General features: G+C 68.7%; 21 protein-coding genes. 3 read left to right on the top strand and 18 right to left on the bottom strand.

Going from position 1 to position 16,487, the window contains the following annotated elements; all coding sequences use genetic code 11:
• Nucleotides 1-112: 112 nt before the first annotated feature.
• The 11 genes from AB0G32_RS07960 to AB0G32_RS08010 all read right to left on the bottom strand — a co-directional run bounded on the left by AB0G32_RS07960 (nt 113) and on the right by AB0G32_RS08010 (nt 7,225).
• On the bottom strand, nt 113-403 hold the full coding sequence (locus AB0G32_RS07960) for a hypothetical protein (protein WP_361159742.1): 291 nt from the start codon (nt 401-403) through the stop codon (nt 113-115).
• 17 nt (nt 404-420) lie between these two features.
• Nucleotides 421-888 carry a hypothetical protein gene (locus tag AB0G32_RS07965; RefSeq protein WP_361159745.1) on the bottom strand — a complete coding sequence of 156 codons (468 nt, stop codon included), beginning with the start codon at nt 886-888 and terminating at the stop codon, nt 421-423.
• Between the two features lie 16 nt (nt 889-904).
• Nucleotides 905-1,099 carry a hypothetical protein gene (locus AB0G32_RS07970; protein ID WP_361159748.1) on the bottom strand — a complete coding sequence of 65 codons (195 nt, stop codon included), beginning with the start codon at nt 1,097-1,099 and terminating at the stop codon, nt 905-907.
• A 16-nt stretch (nt 1,100-1,115) separates the two neighbouring features.
• A complete protein-coding gene (locus AB0G32_RS07975; protein ID WP_361159751.1) occupies nt 1,116-1,367 on the bottom strand; it encodes a hypothetical protein in 252 nt (83 codons plus the stop codon).
• 141 nt (nt 1,368-1,508) lie between these two features.
• A complete protein-coding gene (locus AB0G32_RS07980; RefSeq protein WP_361159754.1) occupies nt 1,509-3,734 on the bottom strand; it encodes a cell division protein FtsK in 2,226 nt (741 codons plus the stop codon).
• Between the two features lie 157 nt (nt 3,735-3,891).
• Nucleotides 3,892-4,233, bottom strand: coding sequence for an RRQRL motif-containing zinc-binding protein (locus AB0G32_RS07985; protein WP_361159757.1), 342 nt, complete (start codon nt 4,231-4,233; stop codon nt 3,892-3,894).
• Nucleotides 4,230-4,847, bottom strand: coding sequence for a GGDEF domain-containing protein (locus tag AB0G32_RS07990; protein WP_361159760.1), 618 nt, complete (start codon nt 4,845-4,847; stop codon nt 4,230-4,232). Before AB0G32_RS07990 ends, AB0G32_RS07985 begins: the two co-directional genes overlap by 4 nt.
• The gene (locus AB0G32_RS07995) at nt 4,844-5,962 is read right to left on the bottom strand and encodes a conjugal transfer protein (protein WP_361159763.1); all 1,119 of its coding nucleotides are present in this window, start codon (nt 5,960-5,962) and stop codon (nt 4,844-4,846) included. Before AB0G32_RS07995 ends, AB0G32_RS07990 begins: the two co-directional genes overlap by 4 nt.
• Nucleotides 5,959-6,408, bottom strand: coding sequence for a Pycsar system effector family protein (locus tag AB0G32_RS08000; protein WP_361159766.1), 450 nt, complete (start codon nt 6,406-6,408; stop codon nt 5,959-5,961). Before AB0G32_RS08000 ends, AB0G32_RS07995 begins: the two co-directional genes overlap by 4 nt.
• Nucleotides 6,405-6,695, bottom strand: a complete 291-nt coding sequence (locus tag AB0G32_RS08005) for a hypothetical protein (protein ID WP_361159968.1) — start codon at nt 6,693-6,695, stop codon at nt 6,405-6,407. The genes AB0G32_RS08000 and AB0G32_RS08005 overlap by 4 nt, the downstream gene beginning before the upstream one ends.
• A 92-nt stretch (nt 6,696-6,787) precedes the next feature.
• Nucleotides 6,788-7,225: an NUDIX hydrolase gene (locus AB0G32_RS08010; protein WP_361159769.1), complete on the bottom strand. Its 438-nt coding sequence runs from the start codon at nt 7,223-7,225 to the stop codon at nt 6,788-6,790.
• Nucleotides 7,226-7,613: 388 nt separating this feature from the next.
• Between AB0G32_RS08010 and AB0G32_RS08015 the strand changes: the two genes are divergently transcribed.
• Both AB0G32_RS08015 and AB0G32_RS08020 read left to right on the top strand, forming a co-directional pair.
• Nucleotides 7,614-7,949 carry a winged helix-turn-helix domain-containing protein gene (locus AB0G32_RS08015; protein WP_361159772.1) on the top strand — a complete coding sequence of 112 codons (336 nt, stop codon included), beginning with the start codon at nt 7,614-7,616 and terminating at the stop codon, nt 7,947-7,949.
• Between the two features lie 159 nt (nt 7,950-8,108).
• Nucleotides 8,109-9,356 (top strand): XRE family transcriptional regulator, encoded by a 1,248-nt coding sequence (locus tag AB0G32_RS08020; RefSeq protein ID WP_361159775.1) that lies wholly within the window; start codon nt 8,109-8,111, stop codon nt 9,354-9,356.
• A 49-nt stretch (nt 9,357-9,405) separates the two neighbouring features.
• On the opposite strand, the gene AB0G32_RS08025 is transcribed toward AB0G32_RS08020, so the two are convergent.
• The 6 genes from AB0G32_RS08025 to AB0G32_RS08050 form a co-directional block, all read right to left on the bottom strand.
• A complete protein-coding gene (locus AB0G32_RS08025) occupies nt 9,406-9,609 on the bottom strand; it encodes a hypothetical protein (protein WP_361159778.1) in 204 nt (67 codons plus the stop codon).
• 230 nt (nt 9,610-9,839) lie between these two features.
• Nucleotides 9,840-10,898, bottom strand: a complete 1,059-nt coding sequence (locus AB0G32_RS08030) for an HNH endonuclease (protein ID WP_361159781.1) — start codon at nt 10,896-10,898, stop codon at nt 9,840-9,842.
• A gap of 867 nt (nt 10,899-11,765) precedes the next feature.
• Nucleotides 11,766-12,725: a ParB/RepB/Spo0J family partition protein gene (locus tag AB0G32_RS08035; RefSeq protein ID WP_361159784.1), complete on the bottom strand. Its 960-nt coding sequence runs from the start codon at nt 12,723-12,725 to the stop codon at nt 11,766-11,768.
• 12 nt (nt 12,726-12,737) lie between these two features.
• Entirely contained in the window at nt 12,738-13,316 is a 579-nt protein-coding gene (locus tag AB0G32_RS08040; protein ID WP_361159787.1) for a hypothetical protein, read from the bottom strand.
• A 437-nt stretch (nt 13,317-13,753) separates the two neighbouring features.
• A complete protein-coding gene (locus AB0G32_RS08045; RefSeq protein WP_361159790.1) occupies nt 13,754-14,449 on the bottom strand; it encodes an NUDIX domain-containing protein in 696 nt (231 codons plus the stop codon).
• Entirely contained in the window at nt 14,446-14,844 is a 399-nt protein-coding gene (locus AB0G32_RS08050; RefSeq protein WP_361159793.1) for a DUF4406 domain-containing protein, read from the bottom strand. Before AB0G32_RS08050 ends, AB0G32_RS08045 begins: the two co-directional genes overlap by 4 nt.
• Nucleotides 14,845-14,892: 48 nt before the next feature.
• Between AB0G32_RS08050 and AB0G32_RS08055 the strand changes: the two genes are divergently transcribed.
• Nucleotides 14,893-15,651 (top strand): DeoR/GlpR family DNA-binding transcription regulator, encoded by a 759-nt coding sequence (locus AB0G32_RS08055; protein WP_361159796.1) that lies wholly within the window; start codon nt 14,893-14,895, stop codon nt 15,649-15,651.
• On the opposite strand, the gene AB0G32_RS08060 is transcribed toward AB0G32_RS08055, so the two are convergent.
• The gene (locus AB0G32_RS08060; RefSeq protein WP_361159799.1) at nt 15,638-16,279 is read right to left on the bottom strand and encodes an SUKH-4 family immunity protein; all 642 of its coding nucleotides are present in this window, start codon (nt 16,277-16,279) and stop codon (nt 15,638-15,640) included. The two genes, AB0G32_RS08055 and AB0G32_RS08060, sit on opposite strands and share 14 nt — an antisense overlap.
• Nucleotides 16,280-16,487: the final 208 nt, after the last annotated feature.

The following is a 16,487-nucleotide window of genomic DNA, read 5'->3' on the forward strand; positions in this document are numbered from 1 at the left end:
GAACGCACTGAGTTGGGCCATGCTGTAGGTCTCCTGTTCTGCTACGTCGGGATACGGAGACCGTGGGCGGCGGGCTGTCCTTGTCCGGGAGTGCCGCCGCCCACGGGCGGAGCTAGAAGGGCGGTTCGTCGCTGTAGCCGCCGGGCCCCCACGGGTCACGGCCGTTGCCACGACGGCGCAACCACCGGGGTCGGCGCGGGAGCGGCAGAAGGACCATGCGCCACTCCGTCCAACAGGGGCAGGGCTCCCACTCGGTGCCCTCGTACTCGCCGTCGTAGTGGTTGCCGTAGTCGTGCGGGATACCGCCCACCCCGTCGCAGTCGAGGCAGTCCGGGCGGGGCGTGTCGGTCAGGATCAGGGCGTTGCGAGGCAGCGCGGTGCGCTGGATACGCAGTCGAATCACAGGTGTTGATCTCCTTCTCAGCCGTAGAACTTGTTCCGCTTGATGACGGCCTTGCGGATGTTGACCGTCGTCCCACCGCCATGGCCGCCCGCGCTGAACACCTGCACGGCGATCCAGCCGCCGAAGACGACGGCGGCGAAGATGACGAGCTGGGTCACCAGCGCGGTCAGGGCGGTGACGAACGCGGTGAGCATGAGCAGTCCGCCGCACACCGCGAGGAACCCCACGCCCCCGAGCGCGATGTTCACCGCCGCCCGGGAGACGGCCGGCTTGTGCGCGACCGGTTCGGGCTTGACCGGTTCGATGGCGTAGCCGGTAACGACACGGCCGTCGGGGAGGACCACGCTCGCCACGGCCGGGATGGTGCCCGGCTGCACGGGCATGAGCGGGGCGGTGTGCGCGTGGGTGAGCGGGGTGGGGGTGTGGACTTCCACGGCCGCCGTCTCGTGTGCGGCCGGACGGCCGTACGGGGTGGGTTCGTTCACGGTGCTGGTCTCCCTTCTAGCGGCCGGCGTCGGCGAGGGCGCCGGTGACGGCGGTGACGAGCTGGTTGACGGTGTCGCTCGCGTCGGTGTCAGCGAGGTAGAAGCCGAAGAGCGCGACGACGACGGCCGCACCGGCGCCTACGGCCTTGAAGCGCAGCAGCAGCGCGACGCCGACGGCGAGCAGCAGTACGAGCGAGATGGTGATTTCCACGGGGCCTCCCAGGTGGTCAGCGGGTGCCGGCGCGGTAGGTGCGCGCGGCGCGGTTGTAGATCCAGCGGCCGACGCGTATGCGCTTGCCGGTGGCGTCGCAGCGGCGGCAGTCACGGCCGCGCTTGGCCTTGCCCTTGCGGTCGGTCTTGAAGCCGTGGCCCATGCCGTCGCACTTGCGGCAGTCCCCGAACGGGCTCAGCCAGCACTTGACGATGTAACCAAGGGTGACGATCAGGAGGAATGCGGTAGCGAGGGCTGCAAGGCTCATCAGGGGCCTCTCAGAGGGGGTTCGAGGGGTTTTCGCAGGTGGGCCGCTACGTACTAGCGGCCTGATCAGGAGTGGTTTGGGTCGCTAGCAGGGTTGCTACCGGTAGCGACGTCCGCCGCTACCGGTAGCAGGCTGTGAGACCTATCCGGCGTCCCTCTTCTGGTTGCGCTGCGTAATCGCGGCGGCGATGTCGTCGCGCTTGATGCCGCGCTTGTTGACCTGTTCGCCGTCGATGCGCCGGCTGATCTGCACCGTGCCGATGCCGAACGGCTTGAGCGCGGCGGTGAGCGCTTCCGCCTTGGGCTTGGCCTCCAGCTCCACCCACGGCCCGTAGACCTCCGGGCGCAGGGCGGCGAGCCGGTCCACGACCGTTTCCGACCACACCTTGGTCTCGCCCTTGCCGAGCACGGCCGCGACGTCGTCGAGGATCGTCGCGGACGTCTCCGGCGCCGGGACCTCCCCGGCCGCGTCGCCGGACAGCGTCCCTTCGGCCTCGCGCAGCGCGGCGGCGCGGCTCAGGACGCGTTCGGCGTCGCGGCCGTCGGCGAGGTAGGTGCGCACGATCCCGGAGTCGTCGGACATGCCCTTGAGCAGACCCACGCCCTTGTGGGACTTGAGCAGCTTGGACGCGTCCAGCCCCTCCGAGTACGAGCCCGCACCGAGGATGGTGTCCGAGACCTGGTAGGCGCCGACCCGCAGGGCGAACCGGGCCTGGTGCTGGTCACGCAGCTTCGAGGGGCACGCCTTGTCGTCCGGCTTCTGCGTCGCGGTCATCACCGAGACACCGACGGCCGGGGCGACCCGGGCGAGGTAGACCAGCAGGGACAGGATCTCCTTGCCGTGCTCGGGGTGGGTCAGGTACTCCTGTACCTCGTCCACCACGAACAGCGTGAGCGGCATGTTCAGGTTCTTGTCCCGGCTGATCTCCGGGGTGAGCTTGCCCTCCGGGCAGATGTGCAGCGGCAGTTCGGAGAGCCGGTGGTACCGGTCTTCGACGTCCGCCTTCAGTTCCCGCAGAGAGGCGAGCAGGTGCTGAACCGGGTCGACGCCGTTCTTCGGCACGATGCCGAACCCGACGCGGTGCGCGACCTTGGTGAACGCCCGCCAGTCCGGCGACGCCTTGCCGTCGAACACGTACAGGCGCACGTACGGGTCCAGCGCGGCGGCGAGGGCGATCGTGCGAGCGGAGAACGTCTTGCCCTGACGCGGCACGGCGCCTACCAGCAACGACAGCCACAACATCGTGGCCATGACCGGGTTGCCCCGCTCATCGACACCCCACGGGAACGGCTTCCAGAAGTCCACCCGCGTCGCCCCCAACAGCGGGGACTTGCCAGAGGGGACGGCGAGCGGGTCACGGTCGGCGATCCAGTACGACACCCGCCGCCCACTCGTCTCATCCTTGTCCAGGAAGAGCTGAGTCGGGGCGATGTCCATACCGGACGCGAGACGCGCGTGCGCCTTCACCGCGTCCTCGAACGTCTTGCCGTACGGCAGATCGACCACCACGCGCCAGCCGTCGCCGTCCCGGCCGATCGGCCGGGGGAAGGCGATCGTCTGATCCTTCGTGGTCAGGCCGGACGCCTCGTGCGCGCGAATGACGATGTCCGAGGACAGCTTGCGCTTGCGGAACGTCACCTTGGCCAGGTCGATCAACGGCCGGTCCGCTGGCGCCCCGACCACACCGAGTGAGGTGGTCAGCGCGGCCATGGCCAGCATGAGCAGCCACGACGGCGCCATGACGTACAGGGTGAGCGCGGCGGCGAGGCCGATGAACCCTCCGAGCGTGGCGACGATCCCGCGCAGTCGGACGCGGTCGTTGCGCTGGCGGGAAAGCTTCAGGTAGTCCGCCGCGTTCTCCTCCGCCACGGCCGCGAGGCGCAGCGGCTTGCCCTCCGCGTCGGCCACCCATCGGCCGATCGCGGTCGACCACCGCCACGCGCCGCGCGGCGAGTAGGCGCAGATCTTCGGGGTGTAGACCAGCGGCAGGCGTACGGCGTGGTAGCCGGCGACGGCGGAGTAGTGCCGGACGGCCCACTTGCGGACGGCCGTGCGCTGGTCAGGGAGCTTCACCCAGTCCGGAAGCACCGGCATCCGGGCCTTGTCGCGCGCCTCCATCCACTCCGCCACCGAGGGCGGGTAGACCTCGCGGGGCGGGTCGACCGGGGCGCCCTCGGTCAGGCCGTCGGCCTCGGGGTCGTCGGTGTCGGGGAGTTCGGCCTCCCACTCCCCCGGCTTGACCGGCCCCTCGCCGGTCGGCGCGGCCGGGTCGGTCTTCTTCTTCAGCGGGAACGGCACGATGTCGGCCGTCGGCTGTTCGACGCCCTCCGGGTCCCCGGCGGGCGTGAAGGCGGTGGTTTCCGTCACGATGTACGCACTCCTTCGGGAGTCGAAGGGTCCGGCCGACTTGCTGTGGAAGGTCGGGCGGCCGGACCCGGTGCAGTGATGGTGAGGGCCCTACTGGGCGGTAAGGGGTAGGAATCCTGCCCCCTCGCGGAGGGGTACGGTTTGTACCCCTCGCAGGTCACGCAGCGCGCTGTTCCTCGGGAAACGCGCAGGTCACGCAGGATCCGAGCGTGGGCGGGATGACGTATCCGGCGTCCCGGTGACACTCGGGGCAGGTGCGGCGGGCGCGCATCATCGCGGCGTGGGCCCGCCACCGGGCCGGGGTCATCGGCCGGACCGGTTTGGCGAGGTCGACGCGGTACAGGTAGGCGACCAGCGGCGGGCGACCCCGCCGCCGGGGGCGTTCGAGCTGGGCGGCGACGTCCTGCCCTCCGGGCCGCAGGTCGCGGGCCCGCAGTTGGCGGCGGGTGGCGTAGCCGTCCGGGGCGAGGTGCCACCGGAAGACGGGCAACGTGCTCATGCCGCGCCGCGCCGTCCGGGACGACGACCGGCCACCGATCCGAGCAGCCGCCCGAGACGGGCCCGGCGAGGACCGGACCGCCCCGAGCGCTTGGCCACGTACATGGCCTCATCGGCGCGGCGCAGCAGCGCGGACAGGTCATCGCCCGGGTGGTCGGCGGCCCGTACCCACCCCAGGGACACGGTGGTGTGCACGTCGGGGGCCGTGTCGACCGGCCGGGCGAGGACGCGGGCGAGGGTGTGCAACCGGTCGGCCATCGTGCCGTCGCGGTCGACGACGACGGCGGCAAATTCGTCCCCACCGAGTCGTCCCGCCACCCCGCCGGGGGTGGTGCCGTGGGCGAGGCGGGCGGCGACAGTGGAGAGCAGCACGTCACCGGCCGCGTGGCCGTGGGTGTCGTTGATCTGCTTGAAGTGGTCGACGTCCGCCAGCACGACCACGGCGCGCGGGTCGCGCAGCAGGCGGCGGGCCCGCCGGGTGAACGCGTCCCGCGTCCACAACCCGGTGAGCGGGTCACGGCGGGCGGTGGTCAGCCGGTTGTGCAGCCACCGGGCATGTACCGCCCACCCGATGACGGGCGGCACCGCCGCCAAGAGCGCGGCGAGGGTGTTCACGGCGTCACCGCCCCGGCGGCGCGTTCGGCGAGCAGAGCGTCACGCAGCATGCGGGCGTTGGCGGGCGAGGTGCGCAGGGCCCGGCGGATGCCCTCCCCGGTCACCTCAGCGTCCGTCCATCCGGCCGTCGCCTTCCGCGCTTCCGCCATGAGCTGATCGGGAGTGCGGCGGGTGCGGGTCGACTTGGCGGCGACCGGGACACGGCCCGTCGCCCGACGCGGCGCGGTCGACGCGGGCAGGACCGAACGGGCGGGCGTCGGGGCGATCGGGACCGGCTTCACCGCCGGGACGACGGCGGGCATCGGCTTCACCCCGGTGCCCGACTTTCCGAGGTCGACCGGCGCCGGGTCGGGGACCGGAAGCCGAGTCAGGACGACCGTGGCCGGGGTCGATACAGGCAGGTCAGAGGTAGACCGTTCTCGACTGTTTCCTGTCGATTCCTCCGCATTTGTGACAGCGGGAAGGATCGGGGCGGCGGTGCCGAACATCGAGCCAAGGGCCGCGTCCGCGCCGTCGCTGATCCGGTCGCGCTGGACATCCAGCAGCCTCGATCCGAGTGCCGCGTCCCCGACCCCGACCCTGCGGGCCAGTCGCCACGACGCCCGATCGGACCGCTTCCGCACCCGGCTCACCGGGTGGTGGGCGGCGCGTGCCCGGTGGTAGGCGAGAGCCTGCACGACGTCGGCGGTGCGCCGCTCGTTCTCCGCGTCGCGGCCGTCGGTGTGGACGACGATCCGGCGGGCGAGGAACGCCATGCCCTCCGCAGAGACGGACATGCCCATCGGGGTGAGGGCGTAGACGACGGTGCGGCCCGGGTCCGGCGCGGCCATGGCGCCCATGACGGCGGCGGCGGCCGGCAACGCCCACAGCCCCGCCCGCACGACACGCGGCGAGGACTGGCCCAGCATGGTCAGACCCAGCAACACCAGGGCGAGCACCGCCGTCGCACCCTCGCCCGCACCGAGCGCACCGAGCGCGGTACCGGTGCCGTAGGCGTGCCCGATGTTGCTGTACGTGCCGATACCGCCGACCACGCCCGTGGCCAGCATCGGCACGAACGCGGCCGTCAGCACACCGATCTGAACCTTCGTCAGAGGCTTACGGGTCTCGCTCATGCCGCACCTCCCAGGGCGAACACGACGGACAGGATCAGCAGAGCGCCACCCGCGCACGTCAGGTCGACCGCGCGGCGCAGGCACGTGAACTTGGCGACCGCCAGCCGGGCCAGGCCCGCAATGTCGGCGGCGAGGTCCCGGGACGCGGCGGTGTCGGTGATCTGCTCCGGGGTGAGCGTGGCCCACAGCGGGAAGCCGTGCCGGCCGCCCAGGTTCGGGCGCACCGACCGCAGCAGCAGACCAGCCGCCCCGACCAGCAGCGCCAGCCCCAACCCGCCCGCCACGTAGGCGGGGACGTTCAGCGGCAGGTCACGGGCGACCGTCCACGCGCCGGCCAGCACCGCCCCGACGAACGCCAGCAACAGCGCCGTCTTGGCATCGGTCCGCGCGATCTCCGCCTTAACCTCAGCGTGCGCGGCCGTCAGGTTCTGCGTCACGGCGCTCATGCCGCTTCCCCCGTCCCCGCCCGGTGGCCACGAACGGAACGCAGGAACGGCACCGTACGGGTCAGCGCGTCGGCGTACAGGGCGTCCCAACCGGCGATCTCGTCACCGGCCTCGCCCATCGCGACCAGGTCGGCGAGCACGTCCCGGGCCGCGTCCTCACGGGCGGCACGCTCGCCGTCCGTCTCGAACTCCAGCGGGCCCCGGAACAGGTCGACGTCGATGCCGAGCGCCAGTTCCGCGAACTCGATGTCGCCGTGCGCTTCCTGGCCGGCCACGAAAGTGCGCATACGCATGGTGGATCTCTCCTTGGAACGTCGGGAAGGGCGCGGGGCGGTCGGCTGTCCTGTCCGGGAGTGCGACCACCCCGCGAAGAACGGGGTCAGATGGTGGGGATGATGAGCGCGCGGAGGATGTCGGCGTGATCGAACGCGAGCGGCGGCAGGTCGCTCAGGGGCCACCACTGGGCGTTGGTCGCGTCGGTACCGGCCTCGACGGTCGTTCCGGGGATGACGGTCAGGTGGTAGGCGACGGTGACGTACCTGCCGCGCGGGTCACGATCGGGCTGGTCGAACGTGCCGATCTGGTCCAGCTCTTCCGGTGCCGCGTGAACGCCGGCCTCTTCGGCGAGTTCACGGGCAGCGGCGGCGCGGCTCGTCTCACCGGGGTCGACGTGACCGCCGGGCAGCGCCCACTGGCCCTTGAACGGGTCCCAGCCGCGCTCGATCAGCAGGACGTACCCGTCGGTCGTGGTGACGACGACGTCAGCGGTGTAGCGGATGGTCTCGAAGGTCTCGGAGACGAAGACGCGCTCGGTCACGGATGAACTCCTTGGCTGTGTCGGGATGGAGAGATCGGGCGCGGCGGGCTGTCCTGTCCGGGAGTGCCGCCGTGCCGGGAACGAGGTCCAACGCTGCGCGAGCAGCGGGCGGTGGTGCGAGGTGGTGCGCTGTCTCCTTCGGGAACACGGGCTCCCGTTTCAGGCGTATGGAGACGTGACCTTTCGGTCTAAGCCCTCCGGTTGACCAGGGGTCCGGGTCCCTCGGCCCGCTCTGTCCCGGGCCCCTTGTCGTGCGGTAGTGCAGGTCAAGCGGTCTCCCCGTTGGATCGGGGCGACCCCTCGCTAACTAGCTTGCACTAGTCTGCTGTGGTGCACAACCCTCGTGGGGTGATGCGCACTAGTTCGCTGTGGTGGGTACCCTCAAGGCATGACTGTCACAGGAGGGCCTAAGCCGAAGGCAGTGCAGGTCGCGGACGCGCTCCGCGACGACATCAAGAGGATGAAGCCGGGGGAGAAACTCCCGTCTCAGCGAGAGTTGATAGACCGCTTCGGGTACGCCAGCCAGACCATCCAGAACGGGCTAGCCGCACTCCGGACCGAAGGGCTGATCGTGTCGGCGGGGAACCTGGGCAACTTCGTCAGCGACGGGTCTGCCCCGGGTGACGACGTCCGCGATGACATCAAGGAAATCCGCTCCCAACTCAAGGCGTTGACAGAACGGCTCGAAGCGCTGGAGAGCCGCTCCGCACCGGGTGGCGCTTGATCTGCAACCAGCATGGGAGTAACGGAGTGTGTGAGGTAAGTGACAGCCAGGGGACGGCGAAGGGGGGGTGGGGACATGTCCAGTGACACCCCCTTGTCCCCTTCCCTGTCCCCCCTGTCCGCGCACGAGACTCGGGGTAGGCACTCAGAGGGAGAGCGCATGACTGACGACAGGCCCGCATGGGCGCGGCGCATCGCCGCCGAACGACAGGCGCGCGACTGGTCACAGCGTGACGCGGTCAGGGCCCTGCGTGCGCACGCCCCCACGGAGCTGCCGGCAGAGGACAGCATGATTCGCCAGTGGAAGCGCTGGGAGTCCGGCCAGGCACCGAACGACTTCTATCAACCGATCATCGCGGCCACATTCGGCACGGTGACACATGCCCTCTTCCCTGCTCCGTCTCGCCGGGACGGAGACAAGGAGATCTTGGCAGCGAGCGGCATGGAGACTCTGGAGATCGTGAGTCGCCTGAACCGGTCCGACGTCGACAGCGCGACGCTCGATGCCCTCCGGATCACAACGGACCGCCTCTGCTCCGAGTACCCGTTCATGCCGAGCGCCCAGCTTCTTATCGAGGGTCGGCAGTGGCTTCGCCGCGTTGTTGACCTGCACACGAAGAGCCTCACGCTTGCCCAGCATCGCGAGGTGCTCGCGCTGTCGGGTTGGCTCGCCTTGCTGGTCGGCTGTGTCGAGTACGACACGGGGGACCGCCACGCAGCCGAGTCGACGCGGCGTGCCGCTCTCTCACTCGCGACCGAGTCCGACCATCCCGAAGTGGCGGGGTGGGCACACGAGATGCGGGCCTGGTTCGCCCTCACGACCGGCGACTATCGCGGGGTCATCGCGGCAGCGCAAGCCGGGGCAGAGACCGCAGCACACCATGGCGTCGCCGTGCAGCTCGCCGGTCAGGAAGCCAAGGCATGGGCGCGGCTTGGGGACCGTCGGCAGGTTGAGGTGGCCCTCGACAAGGGGCGCCGGCTGCTAGAGGGGATGCCGTATCCCGAGAACCTGGACAACCACTTTGTCGTCGACCCCTCCAAGTTCGATTTCTACGCGATGGACTGCTATCGGCTGGTTGGGGAAGACCGGCTTGCGCGAACACTCGCGGAAGAGGTTCTGCGTGCGGGAACTGACTTCGACGGCACGGAGCGGTCACCCATGCGGAACGCCGAAGCGCGGGTAACCCTGGGGGTCACCGCAGCGCGAGAGGGCGACCTCGAACAAGCACTCATCCATGGCGAACGCGCCCTACAGGGCGAGCGTCAGTCTGTCCCGTCCCTGATCATGACCAGTCGAGAACTCGCGGCCGTCATGAGGCAGCGCTACAGCACCGAACCGGCTGCACAGGACTACCTGAACCACCTGCAAGATCTAGGCAGGGAGAAGCCGGGGTTCCTTCCGTCCTGACCCCTGACATGACTGTGGCCCACCTCGTTGGAGGTGGGCCACAGTCATGTCAGTCCCATGCTCGGCGGAAAGACTTCCAAGCCTTTACCGCGCGTGCCCCTTCGTTGAACAACGCTCGAAGGCTCGCCAGAACAGCCGTGATCACCTCGAACGCTTCAATGATCATCGTCGCGGCAGAGGGACCCCGCCCATCACTGCCGCCAAAAGCTGCGGATTCCATTGCGCCAATGTAGCCATCGGACAGCGACACCACCTGCAAGTTCCCTGACTTGGCTACCCGTTGTTCATCGGCACCGCTCGTTGTCCTGGTCTTTGTCCAGTACGCCGACGGCCTCCACCGTTCACCGCCGTACGCGCACCCCCTCTGACCTGCCCTGCGAACGCCGCGGCCGGCCATGCGGACAGTTGGAAAGCGTGTTGGGAGCAACCCCTAACGAGTTGTGCAAACCTGGCCGCACCGGATTCCGTGCGCCTGGACATCGCTCAGGTGCCAAGGGGGTGCGCGTCGGCCGCCTCCAGCCGCGGCCTCGGCACCGCCGCTGCCCTTACCCCAGCCTGCTCCTGCACCAACGCGCGCAGTTCTGCCGGCGTGGGCCAAGGCGCGCAGCGGTGAATCATGCGGTGGCAGTTCGAGCAGATCAGGGCGAGGTCTGCAAGCCTCGTCGTGCCTTCCCCTGCCTCATGGAGCGGCACCACATGGTGGCACTCGATGTAGCCCTGTCCACGCTCGCCGTAGACCGCGCTGAAGTCGAAGTCACACACTTCGCATGCCAGAGTGCCGCCTTTTTTGAGGACAGCGGCGATCTTCTTCGCGCGGAGCGCCTTGTTCCGTTCGCGTGTGCGGTGGCGGCGGTAGAGCACGCGCCCCTCAGGCGCGCTGACCTCATCGTCATCGGTGTCGTCGCCCTCGGGGAGCACGGGCTGAAGAGTCCCAGAGCGCAACCCCTCGCGCAGCAGTGCCGCAGCCCGCGCCATCTCCGCCGGGCGTTCAAGAAAGTCCCGCAACACCTCGCGGTCCAGCTGCCCGCCGTTCGTCGGGGTGCCCTGGTAGTCCGGATGGAAGCTGGCAATGTTCAGTGTCTTGAAGGCAGCGCCGTTGCAGTTACGGTACTCAGCCGCGCGCTCTTCCGGAGGGTAGGCACCCAGAAGTTGAAGGAGTTCGGACAGCTCCCCGATGCGCGGGTCGGAGGCAGACAAGCCCTGCCAGCCGTTCCGCGCGACGACGTCACAAGCGAGAATCAGTTCGTCGCGCGTCCACTTCGGGCTACGCGATACACCGATCTTGAACCCTTCGCGCTTGAGCCAGTCAACGGCGTGGCCTACACCTCCGCTTAGCTCTTGCCAAGTGAGGGGCCTGCCGTGCCGGTGCTTGTGAGCTACGGCCGCGATCGCCTTGGAGTCGTACTCCTTGCCATCGTGCAGGATGAGGAACTTCCTGGCTGCTTTGAAGCCGTACAGGCTGAGGAACTCCGGTCCCCCCAGCTCGTCGTACTCCTGCATGGTCTTCAGAACGTCGTCCCGCGAGATGGCTCCCTTTTCCATAGCTGAAGCCTACGGCCCGGCTATGACAGCGTTCTCAGCACTGCACTTCGTACCGCGGCAGCCGAACGGCCGTATACCGTCTCGCGGTTCCGCATCCTTGCAAACCTGTACGCAGCCCGCCCACACGAACGCGGGCCAGTGGAGCGGACCGTGGTTCACGTGGGTGAGGGTTGACAGAGTCGCCGAACCCGGCACCACCCGACGCGGCACGGGGACCCATGACACCGTGTGGCGTCGCTGGCCAACGGCAACAGCCCGCCGGAAGAACGATGAGCCGCTATGGGAAATTGAGCTAGGAGGAAGTGTTCCGATTCCGAGCTTCATCTAGTAGTCGACGCACCTCGTCCTTAAGTGAACCGTCGCGGCCTCTTCTCTGCGCTAGTGCCGCGGACGAACCGTCACCACGCCAACTCTTGCTTGGTTGCCCCAGAGGTACCGCAAGCGCGAATTGTTCCCGGACTGGCAAGTCAAAGTACCCCAAGTGCTCAAGAGCTTCAGCAACTTGTGAATAGTCGCTGTACTTGTGAAATTTCTTGGGATCGCTTCTGTACGCCTCAACGCGGTCGCCGGCAGAGTGTTCGTCGCGCAACAGGTGAATCATTGCTTGCCGCCGGTACCGAATCGCTCCGGGTGAGCGATTCAGAGCGTGTGCAACATCCTCGTAAGTCTCGTCTGGCGTAGCGAGAATCACTGCGAGGGTGGCAAGCATGGTCCAACGCTTGCCGAACTGGCTCGCAATATTTATTTCGACGTCTTCTGCGAGCTTCTCCCAGAATTCACGCTTTTCCGCCGGGACGAGCCTAAGTGTGTCCGGGTTAACTTGAAGCCGCCGCGTGGCACCTGGATTGCTCAGCCCTTGCATTTCACTCACTGGGCGGTCTTCCGGGAAGTATGAAGCTTGGGCAGCCGCTCATTCGCGAAGTCGTCAAGCGACTGCACGGAATCGTACAGGCGCTTAATCAGGTCGCCTTTGTCACCTGCATCGATCTCTTTAATGGAAAGGAGGTCAACGTCACGGAGACCGCGTACGGCACTCTCCATGGCCTCAACCGCCCTGAAGAGCACCTTGACCGGGTCAGCCTGTGTCTTCTTGACCTTTTCCTTTTCATTCTTGGCGCGCTCCTGCTCGCGCCGGAGCTTAACGACGCTCTTGACACGCTCTTCGAGCTTGCGCGGGTCCGCTGCGACTAGCTTGTCTTTCTGTTCGGCAACTTCCCGCGCCACTCGAAGCTGCTCTTCCGGCTTCATCCGCCAAGCTCGCTTATCCGGAGAGGAAAACTCAGCGAGTACGCGAATGTGCCCCTCGGAAAACTTCTCCGGATGAGCAGAGATCACATCGAGCACTACCGGGTCGATAGCGAGGTACTTCATTGCTTCCGCCACTGACTCCGCGGTCTCACCCTCGAAGCAATTCGCAACCTGCTCGACGCTCATACTGTAGTGCTCCATCAGCGACACAAACATACGCGCACGTTCCACGGGGATGAGCGGCTCAGCCATGTTCGCCGCGTACAGATGCTGCTGGATCAGCAGGTCTTTGTTCTTCTCCTCCCCCGCCGGAATGCGGTAGATGTTGGCCCGCAGTGTTTCCATGTCACCGCGGCGTGCTGCCTGATAGCGACGGTGGCCGTTGATCAGTTCGTACTTACCCGCAGGTTCGCTGCCGTCCTGGAGAAGAGATACGGCGTGAATCTGACCGTGTTCTTTGATGCTCTTCGCGAGGTCGTCAAGGCGTTGCTCGACAGTTTCCCGACGGACTTTCTGCGGGGACTCGGCGATCTCACCCAAAGGTACATGCCGACCGGTTTCGATTACTTCGAGGGCCATTGTCTAAATCTCCTAGATGAGGTTTCCGTCATTAGGTGACGCGCTGAGGGTTTCGCCACCCTCTTGAGTGATACGGGCCTCCAGCTGGTGGGCTGCCCGAATGACACCGGCGATGTACTGCCCCGATTTCCCCGTATAGATCCGCAGAAGTTGATCCTTCGGCATCCTGGCGTATCGCGTCAACGCACGTTCCGTGCTCCGCATCGCATCTGGTCCACCGGACCGCTCCACCATTTCCCTAGACCGGTCCGCCGCCTCTCGGCTGCCTCGGAGTCCGGCTGCCCGCTTCCTGAGATCCCGTACGGACAGCCGCTCCTCGGCTGCCGCTATCAGGAGCGGGACTCGGAGGTGCTCCTGCTGCCCTGCGATCGCCTCCAGATGCGTGATCCGGAGACTGGCCAGGTTCTTGGCCCCGATCGCTTCGCGGTCGGCAGGCGCGAAGGTTCGCGACAGCCACGCAAGCTTCGTGGCCCAGTTGGGGGTGATCCCCATCTGAGCTGCGGTGGCGTCCAGGGGGATACCGGCGTTCTGCTGCTCGTTGATGGAGTCGCCGGTCGCGAGGTGCTCCTCCGCAGTGGCTGTCACTGTCATACCCACAACGATAGCCACTCGATAAGCGGCGTGTGCCGTCTTCACTCAGAAGCATAATTGCAGGTCAGAGCGATGTGATGCTGACCGATGGCGTGCTGGTCAGCCATTGGTAAGCGTCGATAAGCGTCGAGTCGACCTCGATGGACGCTGTCGGAGGATCGTCTACAGGCAGCATGCTGAAGCTCGGAGGGTCGAGGCTCGGGCGCGACAGCAGGCATCAGAGAGGCGGGCCGCTTGCCACCCGACGTCACCGGACGCTGTGATCGGATTTCCGAGGGGGACCGCGCCCGTCTCAGTTTCCGTCTCGTTCATCGCCGTACACGGCCGTCCAGGGCCGTTCAGCCACCCCGGGCCGACACAGCATCCGTATGGGAATGAACCCCGGCGAACGCAGCCGGACCATCCCCCGACCAGGACTGACAAACCTGCAAAGCGAGTTACGCGGGTTCGATCCCCGCCACGGCCTCCACTTTCGCCGCGAACGGCCCGTGCAGGGCCGCCCATTGCAGGAGCAGGACGGTCTTGCCGTCGGTGATGCGGCCGTCGCGGGTCATGGCGAGGGCGTCGGGGAAGGGCAGTTCGAGTACTTCGATGTCCTCGCCGTCCTCCTCCAGGCCGCCGCCGGGGCCGGTGCGGTCGGCCGGGGTGTAGGGCGCGGCGAAGAAGTGCAGGCGTTCGGTGACCGAGCCGGGGCTCATGTAGGCGTCCAGGACGTGGGTGAGCGGGCCGAGGGTGACTCCCAGTTCCTCGGCGGCCTCGCGGCGGATCGCGGCGGGCGGGTCGTCGGCGTCCAGGAGTCCGGCCGCCGCCTCGATCAGCATGCCGTCGGGGTGGTCGTTCACGTAGGCCGGGTAGCGGAACTGGCGGGTGAGCAGGACGGTGCCGCGGGTGGTGTCGTAGGGCAGGACGACGGCGCCGTTGCCGCGGTCGTAGGTCTCCCGTTGCTGCCGCTGCCAGCGGCCGTCGCGGCGGCGCAGGTCGAAGGTGGTGCGGCGCAGCACGTGCCAGCCCCGGGAGGTCAGTTCGACGTCGCGGACGACGACGTCGGGGTTGCGGGTCAGGTCGCGGCCGGCCCGGTCGAGGGCGGTGCGGCCGCGGTGGTCGGGGACGTCGATGCCGGGGCGGGGGGTCACGCGGCCTCCTCCCGTTCGAGCGCGGTGCGGTGCGGGAGCTCCGTCACGTCGTGGTAGACGGGCAGGCCGCGGCGGTGTGCGGTGGCGACGTCCTGGTCGGCGCCGGCCGAGGCGCCGGGCAGCCGGAGTACCGCGTCGCAGTGGGCCAGCAGCCGGTCGGCGGCCGGATGGAGGACCTCGTCGGCGAGGGGGTCGGTGGGGCCCGCGCCGGCGGAGCGCAGGACGGGCAGGGCCACCCACTCCCCGATCATCGGCACATGGCCGGCGGCGAAGACCGGCCAGGCGGCGGCTTCGAGCCGGGCGAGGTTGGCGGCCATGGCGCCCGGGTCGCCGTCGGTGCCGGAGCGGTAGGGGCCGGCGATCAGGATCAGCAGCGGTCTGTCAGTAGCGGTCATGGGCGTTACGATACATGCAATAACGTGCATGATCGTGAAGGAGTACGCATGCTGGCTGCTCAACGGCGTGCCCATCTGCTCGGGCTGCTGGCCCGCGAGGGCAAGGTCGTCGCCAAGGACGTCGCCGCCGAACTGGACATCTCCGAGGACAGCGTGCGGCGCGACCTGCGCGACCTGGCCGCCGAGGGGCTGTGCCAGCGGGTGTACGGGGGCGCGCTGCCCGTTTCCCCCGCCGTGGTGGACTACGCCGCCCGGCAGGAGCTGGCCCCGGACGGCAAGCGGAAGGTCGCCGCGGTGGCCGCCGGGCTGGTGCGGCCGGGCAGCGCGCTGATCCTCGACGGCGGCACCACCGCGCTCGCCGTCGCCCGCGCGCTCCCGTCCGAACTGGACTGCACCGTGATCACCCACAGCCCGACCATCGCCGCCGCGCTGCTCGGCCATCCGCGCGCCGAGCTGTTCCTGCTCGGCGGCCGCGTCTTCAAGCACTCGGCGGTCACCTGCGGCGCCGCCGCGGTGGAGGCCGCGCAGTACGTCTCCGCCGACCTCTGCCTGCTCGGTGTCACCGGCGTGCACCCCGAGGCGGGGCTGACCACCGGGGACGCCGAGGAGGCGGCGATGAAGCGGGCGCTGGCGGCGCGGGCCGCGGACACCTACGTCCTCGCGTCCTCCGAGAAGATCGGCACGGCCTCCCGGTTCCGTGTGCTGTCGTGGGAGGGCGCGAGCGGACTGATCACCGACGCGGGTCCCGACGATCCGGTGATCGAGCGGCTCACCGCGCTCGGCGTGCGGATTCTCACGGCCGGCTGACGCACGCCGCCCGGTGCCGGGCCCACAGGGTGAGGATGAAGGCGGGGAGGTCCGGGGCCAGCGGGGTCAGGGTGCCGGTGGGGCGGTCCCAGGTCAGGACGGCGCCCGTGCCGGCGTCCAGGACGACCGCGGCGCCGTCCGCCAGAGCGCCCAGGCGGACGAGGCGGTCCGCCCCGGTGGGGAGGACGGCGGGGCGGTCGTCGTCCGGCGCGCACTCGGCCAGCGTCGGCAGCGGCATGTCGCCGTCCTGCGCCAGCCGGAAGGGGAACGCCTCGTCCGGCAGGCCGGTCTCGCGCAGGAAGCGGCGGGTGGGCTCGTGGGTGAGGCAGGAGGGGAAGTCGACCTCCTCGAAGCGGGACACCCGGCCGCGGCCGAACTCCCGGTCCAGGAAGCGGTACGGCAGGTCCGCGGCCGGCGCCGTACGGCGGCTCGTGGCCAGCAGCAGGCAGCCGATCAGCACCGACGTCTTCCACAGCAGCGACATCTCGCTCCCGGCCGGCGCCCGCCGCCCGGCGCCCCGGGCCCAGCTCGGGTCCGGCACCGACGTCGCGTCCCGCACCAGGGTCAGCAGGGACACCGCCGGCCGGACGGTCGTGCTGATCGTCGTATCGCTCGTCGCCCCGCGCATGGTGTCCCCCGGATGTCTGTGTGCCCGTAGGCGGGTCCGGCCGTGCCGCCCGTCCCCACTGCTTCGCACACTACGCGGCACCACTGACAACGCCACTGACGACGGCACTGACAACGCCACTGCGCGCGAACCTTGGTTCCCCGTCCACCGGGGTCCACCGGGTAGGACGCGCCGGGCGCCGCGCGCGTTGCTCCGCGCGCGGGTGCGG

The sequence above is a fragment of the Streptomyces sp. NPDC023723 genome, assembly GCF_040639815.1.
Taxonomy (GTDB): Bacteria; Actinomycetota; Actinomycetes; order Streptomycetales; family Streptomycetaceae; genus Streptomyces.

Coding starts and splice junctions, on each gene's coding strand:
- AB0G32_RS07975 (WP_361159751.1), bottom strand. CDS start 1,367: ATGAGCCTTGCAGCCCTCGCTACCGCATTCCTCCTGATCGTCACCCTT.
- AB0G32_RS07985 (WP_361159757.1), bottom strand. CDS start 4,233: ATGAGCACGTTGCCCGTCTTCCGGTGGCACCTCGCCCCGGACGGCTAC.
- AB0G32_RS07995 (WP_361159763.1), bottom strand. CDS start 5,962: ATGAGCGAGACCCGTAAGCCTCTGACGAAGGTTCAGATCGGTGTGCTG.
- AB0G32_RS08000 (WP_361159766.1), bottom strand. CDS start 6,408: ATGAGCGCCGTGACGCAGAACCTGACGGCCGCGCACGCTGAGGTTAAG.
- AB0G32_RS08005 (WP_361159968.1), bottom strand. CDS start 6,695: ATGCGCACTTTCGTGGCCGGCCAGGAAGCGCACGGCGACATCGAGTTC.
- AB0G32_RS08015 (WP_361159772.1), top strand. CDS start 7,614: ATGACTGTCACAGGAGGGCCTAAGCCGAAGGCAGTGCAGGTCGCGGAC.
- AB0G32_RS08020 (WP_361159775.1), top strand. CDS start 8,109: ATGACTGACGACAGGCCCGCATGGGCGCGGCGCATCGCCGCCGAACGA.
- AB0G32_RS08030 (WP_361159781.1), bottom strand. CDS start 10,898: ATGGAAAAGGGAGCCATCTCGCGGGACGACGTTCTGAAGACCATGCAG.
- AB0G32_RS08035 (WP_361159784.1), bottom strand. CDS start 12,725: ATGGCCCTCGAAGTAATCGAAACCGGTCGGCATGTACCTTTGGGTGAG.
- AB0G32_RS08040 (WP_361159787.1), bottom strand. CDS start 13,316: ATGACAGTGACAGCCACTGCGGAGGAGCACCTCGCGACCGGCGACTCC.
- AB0G32_RS08050 (WP_361159793.1), bottom strand. CDS start 14,844: ATGACCGCTACTGACAGACCGCTGCTGATCCTGATCGCCGGCCCCTAC.
- AB0G32_RS08055 (WP_361159796.1), top strand. CDS start 14,893: ATGCTGGCTGCTCAACGGCGTGCCCATCTGCTCGGGCTGCTGGCCCGC.
- AB0G32_RS08060 (WP_361159799.1), bottom strand. CDS start 16,279: ATGCGCGGGGCGACGAGCGATACGACGATCAGCACGACCGTCCGGCCG.